Origin of the sequence: Novosphingobium sp. CECT 9465, from assembly GCF_920987055.1 — a bacterium.
Classification (GTDB): domain Bacteria; phylum Pseudomonadota; class Alphaproteobacteria; order Sphingomonadales; family Sphingomonadaceae; genus Novosphingobium.
In genome coordinates, this window is the sequence record NZ_CAKLBX010000001.1 from 3,338,914 (window position 1) to 3,362,800 (window position 23,887).

Here is a 23,887-nt window from a genome sequence, read left to right on the forward strand (position 1 = left end):
GCCAGCACCGCCCCTTCTCTTACGCTTACCAGAAGGGGCGGGTACTCGCAGATCAGAAGGTATACCGAACCGAACCGCCATAGGTGACCGGCGATGCCATGATGTACGACAGCGCGCCACCGCCCGAAGCCGAAGCCGAGGGCCCGACATAGTAGCGCTCGTTCAGCAGGTTGCGTGCAAAGGCGCTCACCGTCACCCGGTCATCGTACAGCTTGGCCAGCGAGACACGGGCATCAAGCGTATTGTACGACGGGATGTAGATTTCGCCTGCCAAGTACTTGTCCTGATAGTGGAAATCGAGGTTGAAGCCCAACTGGCCGCCCAGCACCCGTTCCGGGTAGTCGTAGCTGATGCTGCCGTTGACCTGCCATTTCGGAGTGAAGAACACAGAGGTGACCAGAAGCGAGTCGGCCGCGCCGGCGGCGGCGTAAACCGCCTGAACCTGCGGGTTCACCGTCAGCTTGTCGACCTTCACATCGGTGTAGGCAAAGTTGGCGCCAAGCGTCAGCCCCTCCACCGGGCGGATGGTGAAATCACCTTCGAAGCCCTTGATGATCAGATCCGCCTTGTTCAGCAGCAAGCCGCCCGAGGGAAGATCGGCAATACCGGTCGTCGTCTGGTAGTACTGGTAGCCCTTGTCCTTGCCACGGAAGGCTGCAAGGCTGAAGCTTCCGCCGATATTGCCAATCGTGTAGCGGCCCTTGGTGCCGATCTCGACATCGGTATAGGTTTCCGGATCGAACAGCTGTGCTGTGCTGATCTTGTTCGGTACGGTAGGCGAGTTGTAGCCGCCCGGGCGATAGCCGCGGCGGGTCGTCGCGTAGAGCAGGAGGTCACGTGTCGCCTGCCAGTTGAGCGCGAAGGTATAAGTGCCCTTCGACGACTTCTGGTTGAAGACCTGCGCGATGGTCGATCCTGGCGAGGCTGCGGGGTCCGGGGTAAAGGCGTTGCTTTCGCACTGCTTTTCGGTCGGCAGGAAACCGAAGGCGCCAACCCGTGGCGGCGTACCGCCGTTCACCAGGCTGTAATCGGCAATGTAGACGCAGCCGGAGGTCTTGTCCCACGAATAGCGGTAGCCTGCGGTCGCGCTGAGCCCCTGGATAAAATCGGAGAAGTCATAGTCGACCTGTCCGTACACCGCCTTGGTCTGCTCGTGCTGGTAGTTCATGTTGGTGGTCACGTTCAGGCCGTTGAACACCGAAATGCCGTCTGCCTCGCGGCCGCCAACTCCGTTGGGCTTCGTCTCGTAATAAAAGCCGCCGATAACATACTTCAACTTGTTGTTGAACAGCTGGCCGCTGAGCTGCAGCTCCTCGGTAATCTGCTGCAGGCGGACCCGATCGACCACATCGATGATGGCCAAGGCCGATCCGTCAATATCGGTGTTGTTATCGTCCTTGGTGGTCCGGTAGGCAAAGATATTCTTCACCTGCACGTTGTCTGTGACATCGATCGAGGTGGTGTTCGATACGCCGAATACGGTTGTCTTGCCATCGGGAATCATGTTCGTGTAGGCTTCACGCCCGGAAGGGTTGGCCTTGGCGAAGGCAATCGCCAGGTCGATGTCGCAGCTGGGCGAGGTGCCGCAGTGGAAGGTCGGGTTTAGCAATCCGCCCAGACCGAGCTGGGTCAGCGTGCTGGCCGGCAGCGAATAGACCGGCGTGCTGCCCGGGAAAAGACCGGCAAATACAATGTTTGATCGGCCGCGCGACTGGTAGTAATCGAGCACGGTCAGGTTCGAAAAACCCGTAACCGGCTCTGCCAGAACGGAAACGCGCAGCCCCTTGTTGTCAATTTCGCCAGCATTGCGGGTGTTCGGAATGGCGCCGCCGGGCGCCGAGCTGAACGGGCCGGTCAGCGTATAGGGGGCATAGACATTGGTCTTGGTGAACCCGTCCGTGCTGGTTGACTGCCCTGCTAGGCGGATCGCCAGCTTGTCGGCCACGACCGGCAGATTAATCGCACCTTCGACGCGAAGCGAGTTGAACCGGCCGTATTCGGCTTCGAGATAGCCGCCGAAGTTGTAGGTCGGCTTGCGCGAATTGGTAAGGACGGCACCGCCGATGGCGTTACGGCCGAACAGGGTACCCTGTGGCCCCTTGAGGACCTGGATATTGTCCATATCGTAGGTGGTGATGATGCTGCCATAGCTGGGCAAGGGCACTTCGTTGAAATAGGTCAGCACGCCGGGCGTGCCCGGGCCGGCCAGGCCGCGCGACTGGCCGCGAATGGCGATGACCGGGTTAACCGACGAACCGGACAGCGAAAAGTTGAGGCCGGGCGTGACCTTGGTCAGGTCGGCGGTGTTGAGGATCGACTTGCGCTGCAGCGTCTCGCCCGAAAAGGCGGTCACGGTCACCGGAATGCGGCTCAATTCCTCGCTGCGCCGACGCGCCGTAACCACGATGTCACCGGAAGGCGTATCGACACCTGCATCGGCAGACCGGATCTGCGAGGGTTCGGCCTGCGCATAGGCTGTGCCTACGTATGCCAAATTAAGAACAGTACTCGCCAGCAAGCAGCGCTTGAATGTCATTCATCTTCTCCCCGATACATGCCCCTTTTTCGAGAGCATCAGCGGTTACTTATCACTTCCCGAATCGTAGCCGAATTTGTTTCGCTAGAAAGGCATTCCAACGTTATGGGCTGCGTATGCTTTCTATGCGTATACGAAGCCCAGACTAGACATCGCAAGGACGGAGGTGACGCCCGGCCCTTGGAAGTGCGCATGTTCAAATTGGCGGTAAAGTAAGGCCAGCAGGGAACAAAAACGCCATTACATCTCGGGGGCGCGGGCAGTTGCCACAGACACGCTTTCCCAACTGTCGAAGTCACTGGTAACACGGGCCAGCTTTCCTCGAGTCCATCCAAGCGCGTCGGCCCCGAGCGCAAGTCGCAGCGGAGGGGCATCCGCATCGAGTGCGGTCAGGATCGCCTCCGCCGCCATATCCGGATCGCCTAGCTGGCGGCCATGAAAGTGGTGCATGATCTCCGTCATGTCACCGGCCAGCGTACCCGCATATGCCGCAATCCGATGGGTCGGCGCGGCGAGCTTCGCGGAATTGAATGCGGCGCGGATAGCGCCGGGCTCCACGATCATAACGCAGACGCCGAATGGCGCCAATTCCTCCGCCAGCGCCTGGCTCAAATCCTCGAGTGCCAATTTGGCCCTCAAGTTCGCTCCTCCCTGTTATGCTTATGCCTCGACCACCTTCGGATCACCGACGCGCCATGGCGCCACACCGACCGTCCAGCCGCCATCACACACGATGTTCTCGCCGTTGATGAAGCCCGCATTATCCGACGCCAGGAAGGTCGCAAGCGCGCCGATATCTTCCGGTGCGCCGTTGCGCGTCACATAGGATACATCCAGCGCGGACTGGAGCGTGTCCTTCATCATTTCCCGAGCTTTGCCATGGGCGATGAAACCTGGGCAGATTGAGTTGCAGCGGACGCCCTGCTTACCATATTGCACCGCGGTGTTCTTGGTCAGCGAGATCACGCCCGACTTGGCCGCATTATAGCTGGTGAGCCAGCTATCGCCCACGAGACCACCGGTCGACGAAATGTTCACGATTGCTCCCTTACTGACAATAAGATGAGGCAACGCGGCCTTTGTCGCGATAAATACCGCACGCAGGTTCGATTTAATGGACTTGTCGAAGGTCTCGATCTCAGTTTCGAGGATGGTGCGGTCGGCATAGGTGAGGCTCGTATCCGCCGCATTGTTAACCAGAATGTCGAGCTTGCCATGGCAGTCGATCACCGTGCGCACCATCGAGAAGATAGTGTCGGCGTCATAGGCGTCGAAGGACACCGCCATCGCATCGCGACCGATGTCCCGGGCGATTTTCTCAGCACCCTCGACATTGATGTCGGCCAGTACGAGCGTCGCGCCCTCGTCGGCCAAATGGCGGGCGATTTCCCGGCCGATGCCACCTGCCGCACCCGTGACAATGGCGACGCGATCATCGAGTTTTCCCACGTGCAGTCCTCTCTTTTAATGACCCTCGGCCCCCAGTCGAGCACAGCGCGAACGCGGGCAAAGTCTGTTTCCGATTCTCGATGGACAACACCTGCTCGCCACTTACGCCCGGAATCGCAGCCTGGTCGCCTGTCTGCACGACCAGCTCTGCCCTCGCCGCAAAGTTGCGCACTACCCCGCGGTCACGATCCTCACATTGCCTGCCATGCGCTACCATGTGTCGTTTACGGCGCTGTTCAACCCGAAATCGTATATCCGCCGTCTACGGGGATCATCACGCCGGTAACGAAGCTACTTTCGGGTGCACACAAAAAGCCGATGACGTCGCCCAACTCAGATGCTTCCCCCCAGCGCCCCATCGGCGTACGCTGCAAGGCCGGACGAGACGCCTCGTCGTCCTCCCACATTGGTCGCGACATATTCGTCTTGATCCAGCCCGGCGCCACCGCGTTTACTCGGATGCCGTCCTTTGCCCAAGCGACTGCTAACGACCTGGTTAGAGCGGCGATGCCGCCTTTGCTGGCCGCATAGCCTGGAGTCATCGCGCTACCGAAGGTCGAATAGATTGATCCGATGTTCACGACTGCGCCGCCTTGGCGGGCCAGCAAGGGGTGCGCGGCCAGCGCCATGCTCATCGTGCCGGTCAGGTTGATGTCCAGCGTGCGGGCAAAGGTGGCGAGGTCAAACTCGCCGTAAATCGCCCGGCCTGCCGCATTGACCAGCGAATCCAGACGAGGAAGATCGGAAACCAGCGCAGCCACCGCATCGGCGTCGGTCACATCGAGGACGCGAGCGGTGATGCCCTGCTCCAGAGGGGTCAGGGCGATCTCGGCGGCGTCGATGCCGGTAACGATCACCTGGTAGCCTTGCCGCACGAGCGCACGCGCGCTGGCAAACCCAATCCCCATCGGATGCGCGCCGCCGGTCACCAATGCGATCTTATTCATCGCGTTCAATCCTCTTCAGTTCGTTGAAGCCGCGTCAATTGACCCAGGAATGATTGCCGCGCGGCCAATTGCTCGCCCAAGCCCAACACGGAAACTACGCGCTTTTGGGTTTGGCATCCCGGCAGACCATTGGCTTGGACTCAGTGAAACGATGCTGTTTCGCCGCAGTCAACGCGGATGTTGCTACCGGTCATGCAGGCCGCAAGAGTCCCCGAAAGGAAGACGACCGCGGCCGCGATCTCGTCGGGCCGTGCCATGCGGCCAACGCAATTGTGCCATTTTTCAGCCACGAGCCGTCTTTCGATTACGTCAGGTTCGGTGTCGGTCCATCCCTCAGCTTGCGCGATGGGAAGCAGATTCGATGTCATGGTCTCGGTCAGCACTGCGCCTGGGCTGATGATGTTGGCGGTAATCCCGGTGTTGGCGAGTACGCGAGCAAGACCCACTATGATGTTGACAAGCGCCGCCTTGCCCGGCGCGTAGGCGGGGAAATCGATGGTGGGCTTGGAATAGGCCGCGCTGCCGATCACAATCACCCGCCCCCATCCGCGCTCCCGCATACCCGGGACGAAATTCTGGACGAGCCTGACCGCGGACAACACATTGCGGTTGTAGGTGCCAGCCCACTGCTCGAGATTGACGGCAAACCAGTCGGGCGAGAACGGCTGCGCATCCCCGGCATTGCTGACCAGCACGTCGATCCCGCCGATCGCAGTGTTCACCTCATCGACCAGGGCTGCCACCTGGTCATCGTCGGAAAGATCGCCCAGCACCGCGATGGCGCGGCCGCCGGCTTCGACGATATCCTTCACAACCTTGTCTGCCCGGGCACGGTTGCGCCCGTGGACTACCACGGTCGCCCCATGAGCGGCCAGCATCCGTGCGCAGGCTGCGCCGATGCCGCTGGTGCTGCCACTGACGAACGCGCGCCGTCCTTTCAGTCCGAACTCCATCTCATTCTCCCCTAGGGATCGCGGCGACGCTCTGGCCGCCGTTCGGTTTCAGGCTTTGGCGGGCAGTCCCTGCCACCGGATCCGCATCGGGTGCGCAGCGGGCGCGCCAGGCACCTGCGGCTGACCAAAGATCTCGACTGCCAGCGAAACCTCGGTCAGGCTCAGCACGATGCGGTTGAGCAGGTCCTCTGGCTCCGGTAGCTGGCCCAGCGGGAACGCGTCAAGATGCACGAAGATCGCGTCGAGGCGCGGCTGCACCACGTTGTAGAAGTGCTGCAACTCGGCCATCGTCGACTGCACCCTCACCCGGTTGCGTTCGTCTTGCGTGAAGCACTGGCCCCAGGTGGGCGCAAATTCAGCAAGGTCCTCAAACCCGGCGGGCAGGGCCACATTCTTTGCCTCGGTCATGGTATCACCTCACTCGTTCGCGACTGGACAAGGCTGTCAGTACCAACAGACATTCAGGTCGTCGGGTCCGCGCAGATTGAGCCCGACGATCTCGGACCGCGGGGCGTCCGAATCGCGACGGATTGCTGGCAGGATGTCGAGTATCGCGTTCATGGCCACTTCTACCTCCAGCCGGGCGAGCGGCATCCCAAGGCAGATATGCGCACCAGCCCCAAAGCCCAGCATTGTCGGCGTCAGCTTACGGTCGAAATCAAGCTCGTCAGGATTTTCAAAGACGCGTTCATCGCGGTTGGCCGATCCGATGCAAAGTGACAGCGCAGTTCCTGCGGGCACCTTCACGCCATGGAATTCGGTATCGACACGGGTTTCGCGCGCAAGGTAGGCTGCGGTCGGCTCCATCCGCATCGTCTCGGTAATCGCCTTGGTCATAAGGCTGCGATCGTCGCGCAGACGCGAAAGCATTTCCGGTCGGTCCATCAGCAGCACCAGCATATTGCCCAGCGTGCGAGTGGTAGTCTCGGCGGCGGCTGGCAGCAAGCCTCGGATAAGGCTGGTGATGATGTGATCGTCGAGCGTTTCGCCTTCGTATTCGGCGCTGATCATGCGCGACATCATGTCGGTGCCATCGGCGCCGGCCTTGCGCCGCGCCTTCACCACCTCCAGCGTGGCGTCATAGATATTGCGCGAGGCTTCCAAGGCGGCGGCGTGGGCCTGGGTCACGGCTTCGGGATCGGTCGGCGTTCCCGACAGGATGCGCAGCGCCCAGCCGGCAAACTGCGCCGCGAATTCGCTGTCGTCCGGATAACCGAGAATGCGGTAGACGACGTCGATCGGGAAGCGGAGCGTAAATTCGGATACGAGATCGCACTTGCCGCGCGGCTTGAGCGCTTCGAGGTGATTGCGGATCTGCGGCTCGATCAGCTGGCTGCGCCAGTCGCGCAGGGTCGTCGGCGTCAGGGCCTTGGCCATCGCGCCGCGCAATTTGCGGTGCTCGGTGCCAGAATAGGCGGTGAGGATGCCGTCGCCCAGGAAATCGCCCAGACCGATCGCCTGCAGCCCGGCCGAGAACGTCTCGTCGTCCTGCAGCGCGCGGGCCACGTCTTCGTAGCGAAACAGGCTGTAAATCTGGCGCCCGCTCAGAATGTAGTCCGCCTGCGACGGAACGCCGTAGCGTGCCAGGATATCACCATCCATGATCGGCCGCTTGTCGCGGAGTTCGCGATACATAGGAAAAGGATTGCGTTCGACCGGATCGCCCGAGCTGTAGAGTTTGTTGAGGGCGGCGAACTCGCTCGCCACGTCCGCTGTTGTAGCCATTTTCCCATCTCCTAAGCGCAGCATTCTTGCCAGGCGCGGCCCGGCGGATCGATGGTTCGCCTTATTCGGCAGCCATCAGCATGTCGGGCAGGGGTTCTCCCCCATAGAGGTAGTAGTCGACCGCACGAGCGAACCAGCGCAACAGGGGTTCGTTCTCACCAAATGTCTGATGCGTTTTGGCTCCCATCTCGAACCCACGCTGCTGCAGTTCAGTCAGGGAAAAGTCTTCGGTCAGCACGTCGCGGGCATTGGTGGCGGCATAGGCCATAGCGAATTCCTCGCGCAGCGAAACCGGCGGCCGGGCCGAATGCTGGCGGACCTCGACAATGGTCCGGCTGGGCGCGAGCGGCCAGAACTCCATCCAGATATACCCGCCGCCCAGCGGCTGCAGGCACACATTCGGGAAGATCGTGATGGTCTCGACACCGAAATTGGGAATCCCGATGCGGTTGATCGAGGGATGCGTGGCGAAATCGCTCCGCTCGTTGCCGTCGCGCGGCAAGGTGGCCGGTGGCAATTGGTCAACCACAAACTGCACGATGGGCGTCTTGGGCCGCCAGTCAAAGTTGCGCTCGCTGGTCAAGGTGCTGTGCGGACCAAAGAGGCGGATGTCGAAGAAGTTGAAGGTGGGATTTTCGCGCGTCACGATCTGCGGGGTTAGCGTCCGCGCATGCGCGGTGGTGATGTGATAGCCCTCGCTGAAGGTGTGCATCCCCGATTTCCAGTTGGACGCGAATTCAGTAGTGGCCTTGGTGTGAAAAGGAAAGCGCTCGAACGGCAGAGTTTCATGCAGCTCGCCCAGCCCACCCAGGAATTCGCGCAATGTCTGGGCCGGCTCGGGTGCAAAATTGATGAAGATGAAGCCGTTCCAGATATCCAGCGCGATCGGAGTCAAACCGTGCTTGGCCTTGTCCACTTTGGGAAACTGCTCGGCCGCCGGAATCGCGCGCAGGGTACCGTCGGCACCATAGAGCCACGAATGATACGGACAGCGAAACGTTAGCGAAGAGCCTTTATTCTCGTTCACGACCACCGCACCGCGATGTGAGCAGGTGTTGTAGAAGGCGCGGATCTCGCCATCCTTGCCACGCACGATCAGCGCCTCGGCCTTGACCGTGGGCACGTCGCGCACGAAAAAGTTGCCGGCTTCGGGAATGTCTTCCACCCGCCCTGCGATCAGCCACAGCTTGCGATAGATCTGCTCGACCTCGAGCGCATAGATTTCGGGCGAGACGTGGCTTTCGACGGTTGCCGTGTGCTGGTCGATCCCGAGCTGGCCAGCCGTTGTCCAGTAACGCGAGAGGTCGTTCATGTGGTTGCTAGTCCCTTGCAATTCATGGGGCGCACCGCGCGTCATGACCCCCGTCGGAAATGCGGATCCACCCGGTCAGCACAACAGCGCGCCGTCGACCATGACCTCGGCCCCCGACATGTAGCTGGCTTCATCCGAACACAGGAACACGACGACCCGCGCGCATTCCTCGGAACTGCCGACCCGGCCCATCGGCATCATGGTTGCGGCATTGTCGCGCACCGACTGGACCAGCGAAGGGGTGTCGATCGCGCCCGGAAACACCGTGTTTACGCGCACGTTGAACCCCGCGAGGTCCTTGGCCGCAAGACGCGTCATCCCGCGCACGGCCCACTTTGAAGCGCCGACCGGAAAATATCCCGCCAGGCTGGTGGTCGCCAGTCCGGAGGAAATGTTGACGATGGCGCCGCCGCCTTTTTCGCGCATCGACGGCAGGACCGCCCGAATGCCGAAGAAGCTGCCCATGAAGTTGATCTCCATGATCTCGCGCATGTAGTCGGTCTCGATCTCGTGGATGCCGCCATAGGCCCCCACGCCGCCGTTGTTGATCAGCACGGTCGGTGGTCCGAAGCGTTCGCGCGCCAGGTCGACCACACGGGTCCAGCCTGCCTCGTCGGAGACATCGTGCTTCATGAATACCGCGGCATCGCCAATGTCGCGCGCGATCGCCTCTCCGGCCTCGTTCACGTCGGTGAGCACGACCCTGCCGCCTTCGGCCGCGATTAGCCGCGCTTCCATTTCCCCCATTCCGCTTGCCGCGCCGGAAACGATAGCGACCTTGTCCTTGAAACGGTTCATCGTTGTTATCACTCGCCTTCGTCGAAAATTCCCACGCACGATGCCGGGGCAAACGCGCGTTGCAACGCCAGACGGATCGGAAAAAGGAAGCACTAACGCCAGCCCGTCATCGTTCTTGCCGCAAGCGGCAATCGCCGCCAGGCACCAACAGCCCGGGTAACTCAGCCTCGGTTCAGACCTTTCACACTCCCGTAGCGGCAGACAACTTCAAGCGTTCAAAGGTTGATCTTTCGCCCGATTCCGTCAAACCGCAAAGTGCCCTATGGGCGGTTTGGCGGCCACTGAATTCGTTAGAAGGCCTTGGCAACCCCGGCCCTGCGCCCCGCACGCAAGAGCCGGCTAGGCCAGAACGATCATACCTTGCGCCGCAGGGCGCGGAAGCAGGCGCGCAGCTCCTGCACGAACAGATCAGGTTGTTCGAAGGCGGCAAAGTGCCCGCCGCGCTCCAGTTCGTTCCAGTAGATGATATTGGAATAGGCCCGCTCCGCCCATCGACGCGAAGGCCGGAAGATCTCCCGGGGAAAGATACTAACCCCTACCGGCATGGCGATGGGGATGCGCCGGAAAAAGTCCGCCGCCTCCCAATACAGGCGCGCCGACGATGCGGCCGTGGCGGGCAGCCAGTACATCATGATGGCATCGAGCATCTCGTCGCGCGACAACACGGTTTCAACATCGCCGTCGTGGTCGGTCCAGAAATGGAACTTCTCAAAGATCCACGCCGCTTGCCCGGCCGGCGAATCCGTCAGGGCGTAGCCCAGGGTCTGCGGCCGGGTGCCCTGGATCGCGGCATAGCCGCTGCCATTTGCCTGGTGCTGTTGCATGTTGGCGAGGCTCAGTTGCTCGGCGGCAGTCAGATCGGCGAGATCGTTTTGCTCCGGCAACACGATCTGCATATTGAGGTGGATCGCAAGACATCCGTCAGGCCGGTCCGCGCCGATCTGGGTGGTCACTGCGGCACCCCAGTCTCCGCCCTGCGCGACATACTGGTCATAACCCAGCCGCCGCATCAATTCGGCCCAGGCCTTGGCAATGCGTTCGATCCCCCAGCCCGGTCCCGAGGGTCGGTCCGAGAAGCCGAAGCCAGGCAACGAAGGGGCGACAACGTGGAACGCGTCACTCGCATCGCCGCCATGTGCGACCGGATCGGTCAGCGGCCCGATCACTTTCAGGAATTCCACCACGGAACCCGGCCAACCGTGAGTTATCAGCAGCGGCATTGCGCCGGGATGGGGTGAGCGGACGTGCAGAAATGGATGCCCACCCCGTCGATCTCAGTGCGCCACTGGCCCAGGGCATTGAGTCGCGCTTCGCAGCGCCGCCAGTCGTAGTGCTTGCCCCAGTAGTCGCACAGCGCCTGCACTTTCGTCAGCCGCGCCCCCTGGCTCCAATCGCCGGTCGCTTCGGGTTCCGGCCAGCGGGTACGTTGCAGGCGCTGCCGAAGATCATCGAGTTCGCTTTGGGCAATCGCAAGTGTGAATTCACTGATCGAAACGGACACGGCCTCTCCCCTGCGGGCGCGAACGCCGCACAACCCTTACCGCGGCAAGCGGATAAGTAGCGTGTAGGCGCGCCGCCACTAAAGAATTGAGTAATTCGGGCCTTTCCGCGCTGCTCAGCATCTGCGGTGCGGGCATAGAGCGGATCTTTCCCCCGTTATAAACGATGCGGGACTATTGCGAAGGCCATGCCGCTTGGGACACTCCCAGCCAAGGCATCAGAGGCCTTGCCCTGCTCGCCCCCACGCGCACGATACGCATGGCGGCGCGCCAGTTAGCTACTCTGCGGCGACCGCAATCGGCATCAGTCCATCGACTGCACCCTGCACGACCGCGGCGCTGTGGCGACACATCATTTCCTGTTCGCCAAACTGGATATAGGGCACCGCGCCAGATTTCAGCACGGCCTGCTGGCGCTCGATCGCGCCATTGTCCTCGATCAGCGTATCGCGGTTGAAGGCAAGCGCGTAAATCTGCGAGAAGACCTCGCTGTGGGAGCTGGGCGTGCGGTAATAGTAGACCGCTTCCCACTCGCACCGGTCTGGCGAAATGGGCTGGAACCGGTTCAACCAGCAGCCATTCGAGCCGGCATTGATCTGGGCATGGGGGAACAGTACCATCTGATCGGAGCCCCAACTAGCCGGATCTCCCCGGTCGATGGCCTCCCTCCCGTTGAATCCGTCAGCCTTTTCCTGTGTCGGATCGGCATCCGTCGCGCCGACCAGTTGAGCCGAGTGCAGGAACGAATACTTCTGCACCGGGCGGGTGTCAGACAACTCGTATTCGGGATTGATCGCAGTCGACCAAGTCCGGTGCTGGCCGAGCGCCTCCCAGAACAACGGATGGCAAAACGGATTGGCAGTGGTCGACACCATTCCGCTCACTGTGCGCGAATGCAGAGCCCGGATGTGATAGCTTTCGCTCTGCGCCTCAAGCCCCAGCTTCCAGTTCGTGTCGATCACCTGTTTCATCGTGACGCGGTGGGGAAAATCCTTGAACGGCAGGTTCTGGAACCGCGCGCTGACGGGCGCTAGGTATTCAGCCAGAGTCTGGCGGGGCTCCGGATCGAGGTTTATGAAGATAAACCCTTCCCACACGCCTAGGTTGACCGGTCGCAGAGCCGAGGCCTCTTTGTCCAGTCCAGGAAAACACCCCTCATCGGGGACAGCCTTCAGTCTGCCATCGGCGCCGAAGGCCCATGCGTGGTATGGGCAGGAAAATCGTAGACTGTTGCCACTTTCGCCCCACACCAGCTTCATTCCGCGATGAGTGCAGATATTGTGGAACGCCCGCAGTTTGCCTTGCTTGTCGCGCCAAATCAGCACCGAGGCCGAACGGCAGTGCACATCCCTGACGATCCAGTCGCCCGGATTGGCCACGTCGGCCACGTCCGCGATATTGAGCCACACCTTGCCAAACAGCTCGGTTTCGGCGGCAAAGCGCTCCGGCGACGTGTAGACCGCCGTATCGACATGGCCCGTGGACATGATCACCGGGTCCGGCTGCAGCGTGCCGCTGCCCAGGGTAAAGTTTTGCGGTTCGAATTTCGGCAGAGCGAACACAGGTCTCTCCTGTAAGGTTGGTCTTGGGTTCAAATGTTGGCAACCGGAGGAAATCCGGCAGCCCTCGCATCAAAAGGCTATGGCCTCCATAGCACGCGAGCATTGCTCCGAGGATGCAGGATGAACGACTCGAAAGCACCACACGACCTGCGCAGCCGGTTGCTGCGCGCTATCCACACCCGCTCAATGAAAGATCCAATCACACTGAATATACTCTCACGGCCAAGCTGCGCTGCTGCTTGCCAGAAGTTGGCTACCGTGGTTCCGTCGGATTCGATCTTCATCCGGGTTCACCTCTCCTTCCTAGGCCGTCGCCCATGCCCGCCGGGCTAGGATCGGCGTAAACGCCAGCAGGCATTTGCACCATCCGTCGAGGCTGGGCCACACGCCTAAATTGTGTTTTCGCGACCGATGCGAAGCTATGCATGAAGATTCACAGAGTCCATCGCGTACTTTGGAACCCGCTTCCAATCCCCCCCCCCAGATCATAATCCGTGCATTATCTTGATATACATTAATGATTGTACGAAATGCCCTCGCCTGCGCTGTCCGGAGCTGGCTGGATAGCCGGCGTATCCTTTTGGCCGGGCCTGCCCGCGCATAAACCGTAGCTTTTGCCATTGGGTCAATCATTTGCACCCCGCGCGACATTTCAAAGCCCAGCGACCAGATTGGAGTGCGGGCCACCGTCTCGTCGGCTAACCTCCGCAAGGCGCACGGTACCGGCCCGCCTACTACAAACGGCAGACGCGACCGCACCCCTTGCGAATCCGGACACATAAAGCCATATCATGCATTATTTGGCGCGCAGCCAAATGCTTGGCGCCGAGTTTGGGAGAATACAATGAAAGTCCGCGCCCTTGAAGCCGACTTCACCGAAATCGGTCCGCGCTGGGCCGAAAACCGTGAATTTGCGCAGCTTTACAACGCAGCGTCGATCTGCCCGGCCTATCTCGAACCGTTTCTGGTCAAGGTGATGATCGAGGCGCGCAAGAGGCTGCGGCCGGATCAGAGCGTAATCGACGAGCAGATTCGCCTGTTTAACCTTCAGGAAATGCAGCACTGCAAGCAGCATATGGCGTTCAACAAGATGCTGTTCGCTCACTATCCCGAGATCGAGCCGATGGCAAAGGCCTACGAGGCGGACTACAACCGCTTCCTCAAGACCCGGTCGCTGCAGGCCAACGTGGCCTACTGCGAGGGCTTCGAGGCGATGAGTGCCATCCCCACGACCTGTTTCTTCGAGGATTTCGACGAGCTGTGGGCAGGTGCGGACCCGCGCGCCGAAGCTCTTTGGAAGTGGCATTTGGCCGAGGAATATGAGCACCGCGAAGTGGTTCATTCAGTCTACACGGCACTTTATGGGCGGGGACCAGTGGCCTATTTCGTCAGGATCTATGGCTTCTTTTTCGCTACTGCACATATCTTGTCTAACATCAACAAGATCGGCAAGTATTTGCTGGCGCGCGAGCGCGAAGGCATGACTGCGGAGCAGCTCGCAGCGTCCAAGGCCCGTGAGAAGCAGGTGACCAAATTGGCGAGCAAGCATTTCTTCAGGCATCTCCGGGCGATCCTCTCGCCATGGTACGATCCCGCCAAACGCCAGCCGCCGCGCGGGGTCAGCGAAGTGCTGGCGCGCGACAATGCGCCGGTGCCGATCGTGACGCGACCCGCGCTGGCCTGATCGGATCGGGAAGCACCGGCTGGCACGCGCCACATCTGATCCTGCGCCGGGATCCCGGATTCATCTTTGCCTCATTCGGGAAATGTCCGATGTCTACGTCCGAAGCCTTGCCTGAAAGCTTGTTGGGCCCAACCGAATCTATAGGTCCGTCGGCCGACAACGAAACCTCGGTCGACCGGATTGTGACGGCTGCGCTGTCTGAATTCGCGCGTTTTGGCTTCGAAGCCGTGACAATGCAGCAAATCGCCCGCGCCGCAGGCGTAAGCACCAAGCTAGTTTATCACTACTTCGGGCGGAAGGAGACGCTCTATTTTGAGGCGCTGTTTCTGATGGCGCGCAGGTTCTTCGAAAAATTCGAATATCCTCCATTTGAATCCGGAGATCCCGTATCGGCTATCCGCCAGTTTGCCTTGCGCTATGCCGATTTCTATCTCGCAAATCCGCAGACAGGCCGCCTGATCCTGGATCAGGTGGTACGCGGCGGGCAGCAAATCCGGCGCAGTCGCTCACTCGAACGGCGGCGGGAAGACGATCTGCTCGAGCCATTGCGGCAGGTGTTAGGCGCGGGCGTCGCACGGGGTGAGTTCCGTCCAGACCTGTCCGCCGAAGGGTTGTTCTTCCACGCCCTGATTGTCACCATTGGCTATTCGACCATGTCTAGCCTGCTGGGGCCGCTGCATCTTGGAATCCCGGATTTGGAGAATGCTGCGAACACGCGAGATGTTGTTGCCGACGCTATCGTTGCCTTCGTAAGGAGTGTGCCTGCCTAAGTCACCATGTTGACCGGCACGCTGAGTTCCTATAAAGTCAAAATCACTGGAAGCGCCCACACGATTGCTGCCGTTTTTTGGTCCTGTTTTGAGCAGCGAAGCATCTGAGAATTCGGCTCAACCGGATGTAGCCTCGGGGCATGCTGGCTGCGCAGCGCGTCGCTGCCCAGTGCTACAACCCATTTGCCAAGGGGCACTGACGCAATACCGAGGCGGTTGCCTGTCCGAGATTGGATTCGATAAAGGCAACCACCTTGTCGTGGCTTTCCTGCCAGAGCGCGACAGCCTCTTCGACCTTGCGGTCGATCACGGCATCTAGGAACTTTCGATAGTCTTCGCTGAGTCGTCGCTCATAACGGGCGAGTTCGCGGAACGTGTGACGATACCGCATTTGTTGGGCATAGAGCTGCGATCAAGCGCGAAGCAGCCACCGGTTCTCGCACTTCGAGAACAAAATACGTTGAAAATCCTCGCGATGGCACACATAGTCATCCATGCTCATCTCGTCCTCCCCCACTTGGCCCAGCACCCGCGAGGAAATATGGTAGCCTGAGAGCAGCGCCCCCTCCCAAGCAAAATCGCTGCGGGCGATCGACGAACGCAATAGCGGCAATTCAATGGTAAGGCAGGCCTCGGCCAGTTCGCGAAAGCCGTCTGCCGAGATCGGCACCGCACGAAAGCCGCTGTTACGCTCGATGGTAACCAGCCCCTCTGCCGCAAGACGGGACAGGCCCTCGCGCGCGGTAGCCTGGCTGATATTGAGATCGCGCTGAAGCTGAGCGATCTTGAGCCGCGAACATGGCTTCAATCGGCAGGAAATTAACCCGGCACGGATCTGTACATAAGCGCGATGCTCTGGTCATGACCCTCTAACACCTCCGGACTGTCGGAATTCTCGACCAATGCATTCATCCGTGCCTTGTCCCTGCTTTCCGAAGTTCCGCCGTGTGGCTCCGCGCCCGGGCCGGGACTTGCACCGCGCGCGCCGAATGTATGTGAAAACCTGTCGGACAATGCCTTAGCAACATCGCGACCGGCATTGTCAATTGCGCTCGGATTCCAACAGCATCGCCTCTTGGGGCGTGCAGTCATTGAGCGGACGCAAACGAGAGCATGTCGCCCGACTTGTCGAACTGCTGCTCGTCCGGACGGAAGCTCGCGAGACTGCTTGGCATATGGATTTTGCTGGGGCGACAAATTGGAATGACATTGCGACAACTTTGGCTACCATCAGGACGAACCGGTCCTTGATCCTGCGGTACCTTCTGCAAACGGGGTGTCGAAAGTCAGTCCGATCCCACGAGGGGCTAAATGACACTCAGCGGCGACCCCTAGCGGCCGCAGATTGTGCTACAGCGATGTCTTCGGGCGATGGCAAGTTGAAAGCGTGGCAGCAAGTCGGCGCCTATCGTGTGACATTGGCCACCAGCGCCACCCCTGCTTCGCTTCCGCGGTTGGAACCAGCAACCAATCAATTTTCTGGCAAACATGGACCATTTTCTGGCATGCCGGAACAAGAATGACGCGAGCCAACGCGCCTTGAGACGGGAGATTACAGATGCGCAGATTCGACGGTCGTACCGCCATCGTCACGGGCGCAGCATCGGGTATCGGGGCGGCCACGGCGCGGCGCCTAGCCAGCGAAGGTGCTTCGGTGGTGGTAGCGGACATCAATTTGCCCGGTGCGGAAACGGTCGCACACGGCATCGGGGATGACGGCGGCATTGCCATCGCCGTGCGCATGGACCTTAACGACGACGCCAGCATCAGTGCCATGGTGGCAACGACAGTGGACCACTTCGGCGGCCTGCGCGTTCTTCACAACAACGCCGCCGACATGCGCCCTTGGCATCTCGACGAGGATATGGCCGTTGAATTTATGGACCCGGCCGTCTGGGACAGCATCTTCCATGCCAACACCCGCGGCACCATGCTGGCGACTAAGCATGCTCTGCCCGCACTGCTTGCGTCGGGCGATGCGGCCATCGTCAACACCAGTTCGGGGGCCAGTCTCACAGGTGATCTCTATCGTCCTGCCTACGGGGCCTCGAAGGCGGCGATCAACAATTTTACGATGTACGTGGCAACCCAGTACGGCAAGCGCGGCGTGCGCTGCAATGTCGTTTCGCCGGGTATCGTTGTCACACCCGCGGCCTCCGAAGCCTGCGACGACGATCGCTATGCGATGTTGATGCGCCACGTGTTGAGCCCGAACATCGGACGGCCGGAAGATCTGGCGGGCGTGGTCGCCATGCTGGCGTCGGATGACGGGCGATATATCAATGGTCAGATCATTTCGGTGGATGGCGGAATCCGCGCGCACTTTGCCCATGTAGCCGATGTCGAAGCGACATTTTGGCAGGATATGAAGGCGCGCCATGCCTGACTGCGGAGGTAGCCAGCATCATATCAGTTGGGAGCTGCCTTTCGCTACCTAGCTTGTTCAGCAGACATCCGCCAGCAGAGGGTTTTCGCATGTTCCGATTGACCACATTTCTTCGCCGCGCACCCGGCGTGAGCCGCGGGGATTTCGTTACTCAATGGACCGGAGCGCTGAGCGAGGCGATCATGGCCAACCCGCAGTTTCGCCGCTCCGTTCGCTCTTATGTGGTAAACCTGCCGTTCGACCATATTCCGGAAGAGTTTCTGTGGATCGCCTGCAATGATTTCGACGGTGTAGCGGAATTGTGGTTCGATACTCTACCGGCAGCCGTTGTCACGGCGAACGCCATCTCAGCCGATCCCGCCGTGCAGGCTATCGCTTCGGGCATTATTGATATCGCGGCATGCGCAAGCTGGATCGGGCACGTTGTGGATGCGTTCGACAAGCCCGGAATAGCCGTCAAGCGGATCGTCGCCGGGCAGCCTCGGCCCGATCTCAGTCTGGAGGCAGCGCAGGATTATTGGCTGCACGAACACTTGGCCTTCTTTTCGGGCTATAAGGAGTTCATGGCTTTCATACTGCGCTATCGGGCGATCTATGGCGTGCCCACGCAGGGCCTGCGCATCGCCAGCCATCGGTTGATGGCCATGTGTGCCGATGTGGGTTTCGCTTCGCTCCAGGATCTGTCGGATGCTTATCGCGAACCGCGCCATGCTGCCAACATGATGACCGACATCGTCAAATTTGGCGCGAGCGGCGGTGCAATAACGTTCACCGCCGATAAGGTGAAAGTGCTGTCCGGCGCAGTCCTGGGCTAACGCGCGGCAAATTTTCCTCTCGCGAGGCAGCTGCCTTTCGGTCCGGTGCGATCAAGAGCGTGTGCCTATCGCAGGGCAAGACATGAACGACTGTCGGCGGGATCTTTCTCCCTCCGGCGATGCGTGGCGTAACGCAGCGCAATTGGATCGTGATGTCCCCGATGGCCTGGGTGGGCTGGCCCGGCGGGGTTCGGTCAGAAACGGCGGACGCCTATCATCTTCGTCGCGCCGGCATCGGCGGAGGCGTGATCACCCTGCAGTCAAAAGCGCGCCCGAACTCAATGAGCGAATCGCGGCCGGCGAATTCGATCTTGCCGGGGCGGGTCACTCGCTGATCTCGGACCCGGCGTGGGCCGAAAAAGTGCGCGCGAACGGTGCGTTCCTGCCGTTCCATCCGCGCGTGCTCGCCACCATCGTATAACCAGCCAAGGGGAAGAGCGCGAGGGACGTCTGAAAGACAAGGTCATCCTGATCAATGGCGCTGGTTCGGGCATCGGCGCCGCCTGTGCGGCCGAATACGCGCGTGAAGGTGCCCGGGTGGTGGTGGGAAGCCAGAGCCGCTCGTCGGAGAAGGTCGCGGCCCAGATCGTGGCCTCGGGCGGCGATGCCAAGCCCTATTCCGCCGACATTTCCGACGAGGCGCAGGTCCGCGCGATGGTCGCGTTCACGCTCGAAACGTATGGCCGGATCGATGTGCTGCACAACAATGCGGCGATGACCGGGCCCGATATCATCACCCGCGACGTCGATGTGGTGAACATGGACGGCGACCTGTGGGACCGCACGATGGCGGTGAACGTCAAGGGGCCGATGTTCTGCGCCAAGCACGCGATTCCGCACATGATAGCCCAAGGCGGCGGCTCGGTGATCACCACCGGATCGCCCAAGGCGCTTCAGGGCGATCTCGCGCAGACGGCTTATGGCGCGTCGAAGGTGGCGGTCCACAACCTCACAGAGGAGGCCTTGAGAATCTGGACAGGGTGCTAAGAGGATTTTCTGCCTGACGGCGGCCAGAGTGGCCGCATGACAGGAGACGAAATGAGCAGACGACCCCGCCGGAACCACAGCCCGGCATTTAAGGCGAAGATGGCGCTTGCTGCCGTGAAGGGCGAGAAGACGCTGGCTGAGTTGGCGCAGCTGTTTGACGTCCACCCGAACCAGATCACGATGTGGCGCAGCCAGTTGCTGGATGGCGCGGCGGGCGTGTTCGGAGCAGATAGCGCGGCGGATTCACCCGAGCCGGCAATCGACGTGAAGACGCTGCACGCCAAGATCGGCGAGCTGACGCTGGCGAATGATTTTTTGGCCGGCGCGCTCGGGAAGGCCGGTCTGTTGCCGAGCGCAAAGCGATGATCGATCGTTCGCATGACCTGCCAGTGACGCGGCAAGCGCGGGAGTTGGGGATCAGCCGGGGCAGCGTCTACTACCTGCCGCGGCCGGTTTCGGAGGCCGATCTGGCGATCATGCGGCGGATCGACGAGTTGCACCTCGAGCTACCGTTCGCCGGGAGCCGGATGCTGCGCGATCTGCTGCGGCAGGAAGGCATCGAGATCGGCCGCCAACATGTTGCCACGCTGATGAAGAAGATGGCGATCGAGGCCATCTATCGCCGGCCGAACACGTCGAAGCCTGAGCCAGGTCACAAGATCTACCCCTATCTGCTGCGCAAGCTGCCGATCGTGCGGCCCAACCAGGTCTGGGCAACCGACATCAGCTACAGTGCGCCTCGTCCCGGATGGTCCGGGGTGCATATGACTGGAATGCAAAGGAGAAAGGAGGAACTGAACGAATGCCTTGCCCTCTGCTGTGAGGGGGCATGAGCCCAAGCGGCGGTGACCTGCCGTCAACTGGCAGGGTGACGTAGCCCGCAGGTAAAGGGGATTGAGGCGAAGCCGTTACGCCGAGATGGTCCCCGAGGCTGTAGCGCTGGAAGGTTGAGGAACACGAACCGGTTAATCCGCATCCGAGGGCTGAAATGTCGCCTTCGCCTACACGGCTTAACAGGCGGAATGCTGATGATGGCGCCGGAGACGTATGTCGGCGACATCCGAATGTGGCCGGAAATGTAGCCCGTCCGCATGGAGCCATGGAGAGAATGCAGCCAGGCCATGGCATCGGCATCGACTTGCGGGACGCAAGGACAAGGACTGCGACCGGCAGCCTCCCCAGCGCGCGAAAGTCCAGCATATGAACGAGGGAAGGCATGATGGAATGCCAAGGGAGTTGGCCCCGATGTCCACCGTGCTGGCGGAGTCCCCGTAGTAGTCCGCGACAGGGAAAGCCTGTCACATGGCGAAGGGGGACAGTTCAATCAGCTTGAAGTGCAAACTACCTGACCAAACGAGGTGAAGACCTTTGATAATCAGCGAAATGCAGCACAAGCTCGCGACGTGGGCCGAGAGCGACCAGAACCGCAAGTTCGATCGCCTTCTCCGGCTCATTGCCGATCGGGCGTGGCTTGCCGAGGCGGCTCGGATCGTGCTGGCGTCGAGTGGCGCCAATACGCCGGGCATCGACGGAATGGACAAGCGACGGATGCAGGCCGTACTGGCAGAACAGCTGGCCAGTCTGCGAACGGACTTGCTGACGGGGAGTTATCACCCGCAGCCGGTCAGGCGAATCTATATCCCGAAAGCCAATGGCAAGAAACGACCACTTGGTATCCCGACCCTGAAAGACCGCATCGTCCAGCGCGCGATGCTGATGGCCATGGAGCCGATCTGGGAAAGCGACTTCCATCGCCTCTCCTACGGCTTCAGGCCGGAACGCAGCGTGCATCACGCTGTCCGGACCGTGAAGATACAGTTGCAGGATAGTGGTGCCGGAGCGCGGGGCCGCTGGATCATCGAAGGTGATCTGGCGAGCTACTTCGATACGGTCCACCACCGGCTTCTGCTTCGCTGCGTTCGGCGGCGAATCCGGGATGATCGGTTTGTTGATCTGCTCTGGCGATTCCTGAAGGCGGGCCACGTCGACCGTGGCCTGTTCGTCGCCTCAAGCGAAGGTGTACCGCAAGGCGGCGTGCTGTCGCCGCTCCTGTCCAACATCATGCTCCATGAGTTTGATGCGTGGCTGGAGGCGAAATACCTGAGCGACAAGGCGCGAAAGGATCGCTGGGCATGGAACTTCGGCATCCAGCAGGGGCGCCCCATCACGGTTCGCGAGAACCGGCAATGGAAACCTGCTGTCGCCTACTGCCGTTACGCCGATGACTTCGTTGTCATCGTCAAGGGCACCAAGGCACATGCCGAGGCCATCCGCGAGGAATGCCGGGCCTTTCTGGAAGACGACCTGAAGCTGACGTTGAATATGGACAAGAGCCATATCACCCACGTCGACGACGGGTTCGTGTTCCTCGGGCACCGGATTATCCGCAGGCGGGGATCGAGCGGACGCATGTCCGTGGTCTCAACGATACCCAAGGAGAAGGCCAAGACCTTCGCTCGCCGATTGGTCGAGGCTCTCTCCGGCAATCATGAGGTTGCCGCGGTGGACATGATCGACGGTCTGAACCGCCAGCTGGCGGGATGGGCTGCGTTCTACAGGTTCACCGACTTCACGGCGCGCACATTCCGGCGCATCGACACCGTCGTGTTCTGGAAAATGGCGCACTGGTTGGCGCAGAAGTACCGGTCCCGTATCAAGCCTTTGATGCGTAAATGGTACCGCATGCCGGAAACCGGCCAATCGAAGACGTGGCTGGTCTACGGTCGAAGCAATCAGGGCAATGCCGTCGGCAAGGCGCTGCGACGACTGGTCACAAGCCAGAAGATGCAGTTCCGGTGGCGGAATCCGGAGCGAAATCCCTACATCTATCGGGACGAGCTCCGAAACACCGTCACCTCCCGCTATCGTGATGTCGCCATGGCCTTGGACCAAGGTTGAATAGAGAGCCGTATGCGCTGAAAGGTGCACGTACGGTTCGGGGAGGGGAAGCGCTTATGCGCTTCCTACTCCACTCCCGATGGCGCGGGGTTTCGTCTATCTGGTGGCTATCGTCGACTGGTTCAGCCGCAAGGTCCTGGCCCACCGGGTATCAATCACGATGGAGGCCGACTTCTGCGTCGAGGCGCTTGAGGAAGCGTTGGCGCGGTATGGAAAGCCGGAGATTTTCAACACCGATCAAGGCAGCCAATTCACGTCGCTGGCGTTCACCAGCGTGCTGCGCCGGGAGGAAATCGCCATCAGCATGGACGGACGCGGCGCCTGGCGCGACAATGTCGTCGTCGAACGCCTGTGGCGCTCGGTGAAGTACGAGGAAGTCTACCTGCGTGCCTACGCAGCGGTCAGCGAAGCCCGGGCGTCGATCGGTCGCTACCTGACCTTCTACAATGCCAGGAGGCCGCACTCGAGCCTGGCCGCCAAGACTCCGGATCAGGCATACTTTGACAACCTGCCGCTGGCGATGGCAGCATGACCTTGGCCGCCGATATGGGCCGTCACTCCGGTCGGGCTACGCCCTTCCTGCATGACGGCCCATATCGGCAGTTCGAAACAGCAAGCGGCGGACGATCCACTAATCTGTTGCCAAACCCTGTGCAGACCAAACAAGCCACCTCTGCTGGTGCTGGCTCAGGCAGAGCGGGTGATGAGGGTCTGCCAGCGGCTTGCAGGGTGTATCGCGGACCCGCGCGAACCTGCGCGGGTGGTCCATCGGCTTGAGGATATCTTCCTTGTCCGGGTGCTGGCGATCGCGTGCGGCTATGAGGATGCCGATGATCTCGACTCCCTGCGCGATGATCTTGGGTTCCGCCTGGCGCTGGGCAAGCTGCTGGGGGCAGGTGCGGGACTTGCCAGCCAGCCGACGATGAGCCGCTGGGAGAACGCGCCAACCACGCGAGATCTGGCCAAGATGCTGGCGGTCATGATCGACATCTACAGTGCGAGCTGGTCGATGCCGGCCCCACCTTACATTATGTTGAGGACCCTTGGGGTCATTATAGCCTGCGCGGCGGGTCCGAGGCTTGGACCACGCAACTGCAGCGCCTTCTGGAAAAGGCAGGGCCGGATCGCCTATGTGTGGTCACCTCACGCGACGACAGGATGCGAAGTGCCGACGTGGGAACCGGGCTCAACAATTGGTCGATCGAGCTCGATGGCGATCAATATCCACTCATTGCCGCGATCCGCACCTGATCGCGGCCAACGCCATCAGCAAAAAATCCGACAAAGCCGCCCGTCTTAACAAAATGTGCTACCTTCGCCGTGGCGCGTTTTTTTTCACAGCCTCTGTCGATAGCCGCCCTGTGCGATGATTGATCCGAATGGCCGCTAACCCGATTTCGCAACCGTGCAGCTGCCTTTCGGTTCGTCCGACATTTCAGTCACAAATGCCCGCAGACAACTCAATAGAATCGGGGACGGTTCAGGGGGAACGTCGGCTCAATCGCCGCGAAGCTTTTGGCTCCCAACCGAAACTGCGGAAAGGAAATCGCCTCAAAATCAGGAAAA

19 protein-coding genes and 5 pseudogenes are annotated in these 23,887 nt (G+C 60.7%); 10 read left to right on the plus strand and 14 right to left on the minus strand.

All coding sequences use genetic code 11. The features are described from left to right. Window positions 1-52 precede the first annotated feature (52 nt). The 12 genes and pseudogenes from LUA85_RS16190 to LUA85_RS16240 form a co-directional block, all read right to left on the minus strand. Entirely contained in the window at window positions 53-2,374 is a 2,322-nt protein-coding gene (locus LUA85_RS16190; RefSeq protein ID WP_231471280.1) for a TonB-dependent receptor, read from the minus strand. A gap of 402 nt (window positions 2,375-2,776) precedes the next feature. Beyond that, window positions 2,777-3,175 carry a hypothetical protein gene (locus LUA85_RS16195; RefSeq protein ID WP_231471281.1) on the minus strand — a complete coding sequence of 133 codons (399 nt, stop codon included), beginning with the start codon at window positions 3,173-3,175 and terminating at the stop codon, window positions 2,777-2,779. A 21-nt stretch (window positions 3,176-3,196) separates the two neighbouring features. Beyond that, window positions 3,197-3,985, minus strand: coding sequence for an SDR family NAD(P)-dependent oxidoreductase (locus tag LUA85_RS16200; protein WP_231471283.1), 789 nt, complete (start codon window positions 3,983-3,985; stop codon window positions 3,197-3,199). A gap of 236 nt (window positions 3,986-4,221) precedes the next feature. Then, the gene (locus LUA85_RS16205) at window positions 4,222-4,932 is read right to left on the minus strand and encodes an SDR family NAD(P)-dependent oxidoreductase (protein ID WP_231471285.1); all 711 of its coding nucleotides are present in this window, start codon (window positions 4,930-4,932) and stop codon (window positions 4,222-4,224) included. A 140-nt stretch (window positions 4,933-5,072) separates the two neighbouring features. After that, complete coding sequence (locus tag LUA85_RS16210; protein ID WP_231471287.1) at window positions 5,073-5,885, minus strand: SDR family NAD(P)-dependent oxidoreductase; 813 nt, start codon at window positions 5,883-5,885, stop codon at window positions 5,073-5,075. A gap of 48 nt (window positions 5,886-5,933) precedes the next feature. After that, entirely contained in the window at window positions 5,934-6,293 is a 360-nt protein-coding gene (locus LUA85_RS16215) for a hypothetical protein (RefSeq protein ID WP_231471289.1), read from the minus strand. Window positions 6,294-6,329: 36 nt separating this feature from the next. Next, window positions 6,330-7,610, minus strand: coding sequence for a cytochrome P450 (locus LUA85_RS16220; protein ID WP_231471290.1), 1,281 nt, complete (start codon window positions 7,608-7,610; stop codon window positions 6,330-6,332). Between the two features lie 61 nt (window positions 7,611-7,671). Continuing rightward, on the minus strand, window positions 7,672-8,922 hold the full coding sequence (locus tag LUA85_RS16225) for an aromatic ring-hydroxylating dioxygenase subunit alpha (protein WP_231471292.1): 1,251 nt from the start codon (window positions 8,920-8,922) through the stop codon (window positions 7,672-7,674). A gap of 75 nt (window positions 8,923-8,997) precedes the next feature. Continuing rightward, window positions 8,998-9,720, minus strand: a complete 723-nt coding sequence (locus LUA85_RS16230) for an SDR family oxidoreductase (RefSeq protein WP_231471294.1) — start codon at window positions 9,718-9,720, stop codon at window positions 8,998-9,000. A gap of 353 nt (window positions 9,721-10,073) precedes the next feature. Next, window positions 10,074-10,940, minus strand: coding sequence for an alpha/beta fold hydrolase (locus LUA85_RS16235; RefSeq protein WP_371823731.1), 867 nt, complete (start codon window positions 10,938-10,940; stop codon window positions 10,074-10,076). Window positions 10,941-10,952: 12 nt separating this feature from the next. Further along, window positions 10,953-11,221, minus strand: a pseudogene (locus LUA85_RS21740) (epoxide hydrolase N-terminal domain-containing protein); the annotation flags it as partial. Window positions 11,222-11,497: 276 nt separating this feature from the next. After that, window positions 11,498-12,781 (minus strand): aromatic ring-hydroxylating dioxygenase subunit alpha, encoded by a 1,284-nt coding sequence (locus LUA85_RS16240; RefSeq protein ID WP_231471302.1) that lies wholly within the window; start codon window positions 12,779-12,781, stop codon window positions 11,498-11,500. An 844-nt stretch (window positions 12,782-13,625) separates the two neighbouring features. Between LUA85_RS16240 and LUA85_RS16245 the strand changes: the two genes are divergently transcribed. Together LUA85_RS16245 and LUA85_RS16250 are read left to right on the plus strand one after the other, a co-directional pair. Further along, window positions 13,626-14,465: a metal-dependent hydrolase gene (locus LUA85_RS16245; protein WP_231471304.1), complete on the plus strand. Its 840-nt coding sequence runs from the start codon at window positions 13,626-13,628 to the stop codon at window positions 14,463-14,465. 89 nt (window positions 14,466-14,554) lie between these two features. After that, window positions 14,555-15,235: a TetR/AcrR family transcriptional regulator gene (locus tag LUA85_RS16250; RefSeq protein ID WP_231471306.1), complete on the plus strand. Its 681-nt coding sequence runs from the start codon at window positions 14,555-14,557 to the stop codon at window positions 15,233-15,235. A gap of 172 nt (window positions 15,236-15,407) precedes the next feature. Here the strand turns inward: LUA85_RS16250 and LUA85_RS16255 are convergent, their stop codons facing one another. Together LUA85_RS16255 and LUA85_RS16260 are read right to left on the minus strand one after the other, a co-directional pair. Beyond that, the gene (locus LUA85_RS16255; protein WP_231471315.1) at window positions 15,408-15,626 is read right to left on the minus strand and encodes a hypothetical protein; all 219 of its coding nucleotides are present in this window, start codon (window positions 15,624-15,626) and stop codon (window positions 15,408-15,410) included. Window positions 15,627-15,647: 21 nt separating this feature from the next. Then, window positions 15,648-16,073: pseudogene (locus LUA85_RS16260) on the minus strand (GntR family transcriptional regulator); the annotation flags it as partial. A gap of 720 nt (window positions 16,074-16,793) precedes the next feature. Between LUA85_RS16260 and LUA85_RS16265 the strand changes: the two are divergent. From LUA85_RS16265 to LUA85_RS16300, 8 genes and pseudogenes are all read left to right on the plus strand, one after another. Beyond that, a complete protein-coding gene (locus LUA85_RS16265; protein WP_231471324.1) occupies window positions 16,794-17,621 on the plus strand; it encodes an SDR family NAD(P)-dependent oxidoreductase in 828 nt (275 codons plus the stop codon). Between the two features lie 89 nt (window positions 17,622-17,710). Then, window positions 17,711-18,436 carry a hypothetical protein gene (locus LUA85_RS16270; RefSeq protein ID WP_231471326.1) on the plus strand — a complete coding sequence of 242 codons (726 nt, stop codon included), beginning with the start codon at window positions 17,711-17,713 and terminating at the stop codon, window positions 18,434-18,436. 82 nt (window positions 18,437-18,518) lie between these two features. Continuing rightward, window positions 18,519-18,857, plus strand: a complete 339-nt coding sequence (locus tag LUA85_RS16275) for a hypothetical protein (RefSeq protein ID WP_231471328.1) — start codon at window positions 18,519-18,521, stop codon at window positions 18,855-18,857. Then, window positions 18,785-19,423, plus strand: coding sequence for an SDR family NAD(P)-dependent oxidoreductase (locus LUA85_RS16280; RefSeq protein WP_231471330.1), 639 nt, complete (start codon window positions 18,785-18,787; stop codon window positions 19,421-19,423). Before LUA85_RS16275 ends, LUA85_RS16280 begins: the two co-directional genes overlap by 73 nt. Window positions 19,424-19,474: 51 nt before the next feature. After that, a pseudogene (locus tag LUA85_RS16285) lies at window positions 19,475-20,154 on the plus strand (IS3 family transposase); the annotation flags it as partial. A 637-nt stretch (window positions 20,155-20,791) separates the two neighbouring features. Continuing rightward, a complete protein-coding gene (gene ltrA, locus LUA85_RS16290; RefSeq protein WP_008828485.1) occupies window positions 20,792-22,321 on the plus strand; it encodes a group II intron reverse transcriptase/maturase in 1,530 nt (509 codons plus the stop codon). Window positions 22,322-22,388: 67 nt separating this feature from the next. Continuing rightward, window positions 22,389-22,853: pseudogene (locus LUA85_RS16295) on the plus strand (transposase); the annotation flags it as partial. A 141-nt stretch (window positions 22,854-22,994) separates the two neighbouring features. Continuing rightward, a pseudogene (locus LUA85_RS16300) lies at window positions 22,995-23,345 on the plus strand (transposase); the annotation flags it as partial. Window positions 23,346-23,887 lie beyond the last annotated feature (542 nt).

Coding starts and splice junctions, on each gene's coding strand:
- LUA85_RS16205 (WP_231471285.1), bottom strand. CDS start 4,932: ATGAATAAGATCGCATTGGTGACCGGCGGCGCGCATCCGATGGGGATT.
- LUA85_RS16210 (WP_231471287.1), bottom strand. CDS start 5,885: ATGGAGTTCGGACTGAAAGGACGGCGCGCGTTCGTCAGTGGCAGCACC.
- LUA85_RS16215 (WP_231471289.1), bottom strand. CDS start 6,293: ATGACCGAGGCAAAGAATGTGGCCCTGCCCGCCGGGTTTGAGGACCTT.
- LUA85_RS16220 (WP_231471290.1), bottom strand. CDS start 7,610: ATGGCTACAACAGCGGACGTGGCGAGCGAGTTCGCCGCCCTCAACAAA.
- LUA85_RS16225 (WP_231471292.1), bottom strand. CDS start 8,922: ATGAACGACCTCTCGCGTTACTGGACAACGGCTGGCCAGCTCGGGATC.
- LUA85_RS16230 (WP_231471294.1), bottom strand. CDS start 9,720: ATGAACCGTTTCAAGGACAAGGTCGCTATCGTTTCCGGCGCGGCAAGC.
- LUA85_RS16235 (WP_371823731.1), bottom strand. CDS start 10,940: ATGCCGCTGCTGATAACTCACGGTTGGCCGGGTTCCGTGGTGGAATTC.
- LUA85_RS16245 (WP_231471304.1), top strand. CDS start 13,626: ATGAAAGTCCGCGCCCTTGAAGCCGACTTCACCGAAATCGGTCCGCGC.
- LUA85_RS16250 (WP_231471306.1), top strand. CDS start 14,555: ATGTCTACGTCCGAAGCCTTGCCTGAAAGCTTGTTGGGCCCAACCGAA.
- LUA85_RS16255 (WP_231471315.1), bottom strand. CDS start 15,626: ATGCGGTATCGTCACACGTTCCGCGAACTCGCCCGTTATGAGCGACGA.
- LUA85_RS16265 (WP_231471324.1), top strand. CDS start 16,794: ATGCGCAGATTCGACGGTCGTACCGCCATCGTCACGGGCGCAGCATCG.
- LUA85_RS16270 (WP_231471326.1), top strand. CDS start 17,711: ATGTTCCGATTGACCACATTTCTTCGCCGCGCACCCGGCGTGAGCCGC.
- LUA85_RS16275 (WP_231471328.1), top strand. CDS start 18,519: ATGAACGACTGTCGGCGGGATCTTTCTCCCTCCGGCGATGCGTGGCGT.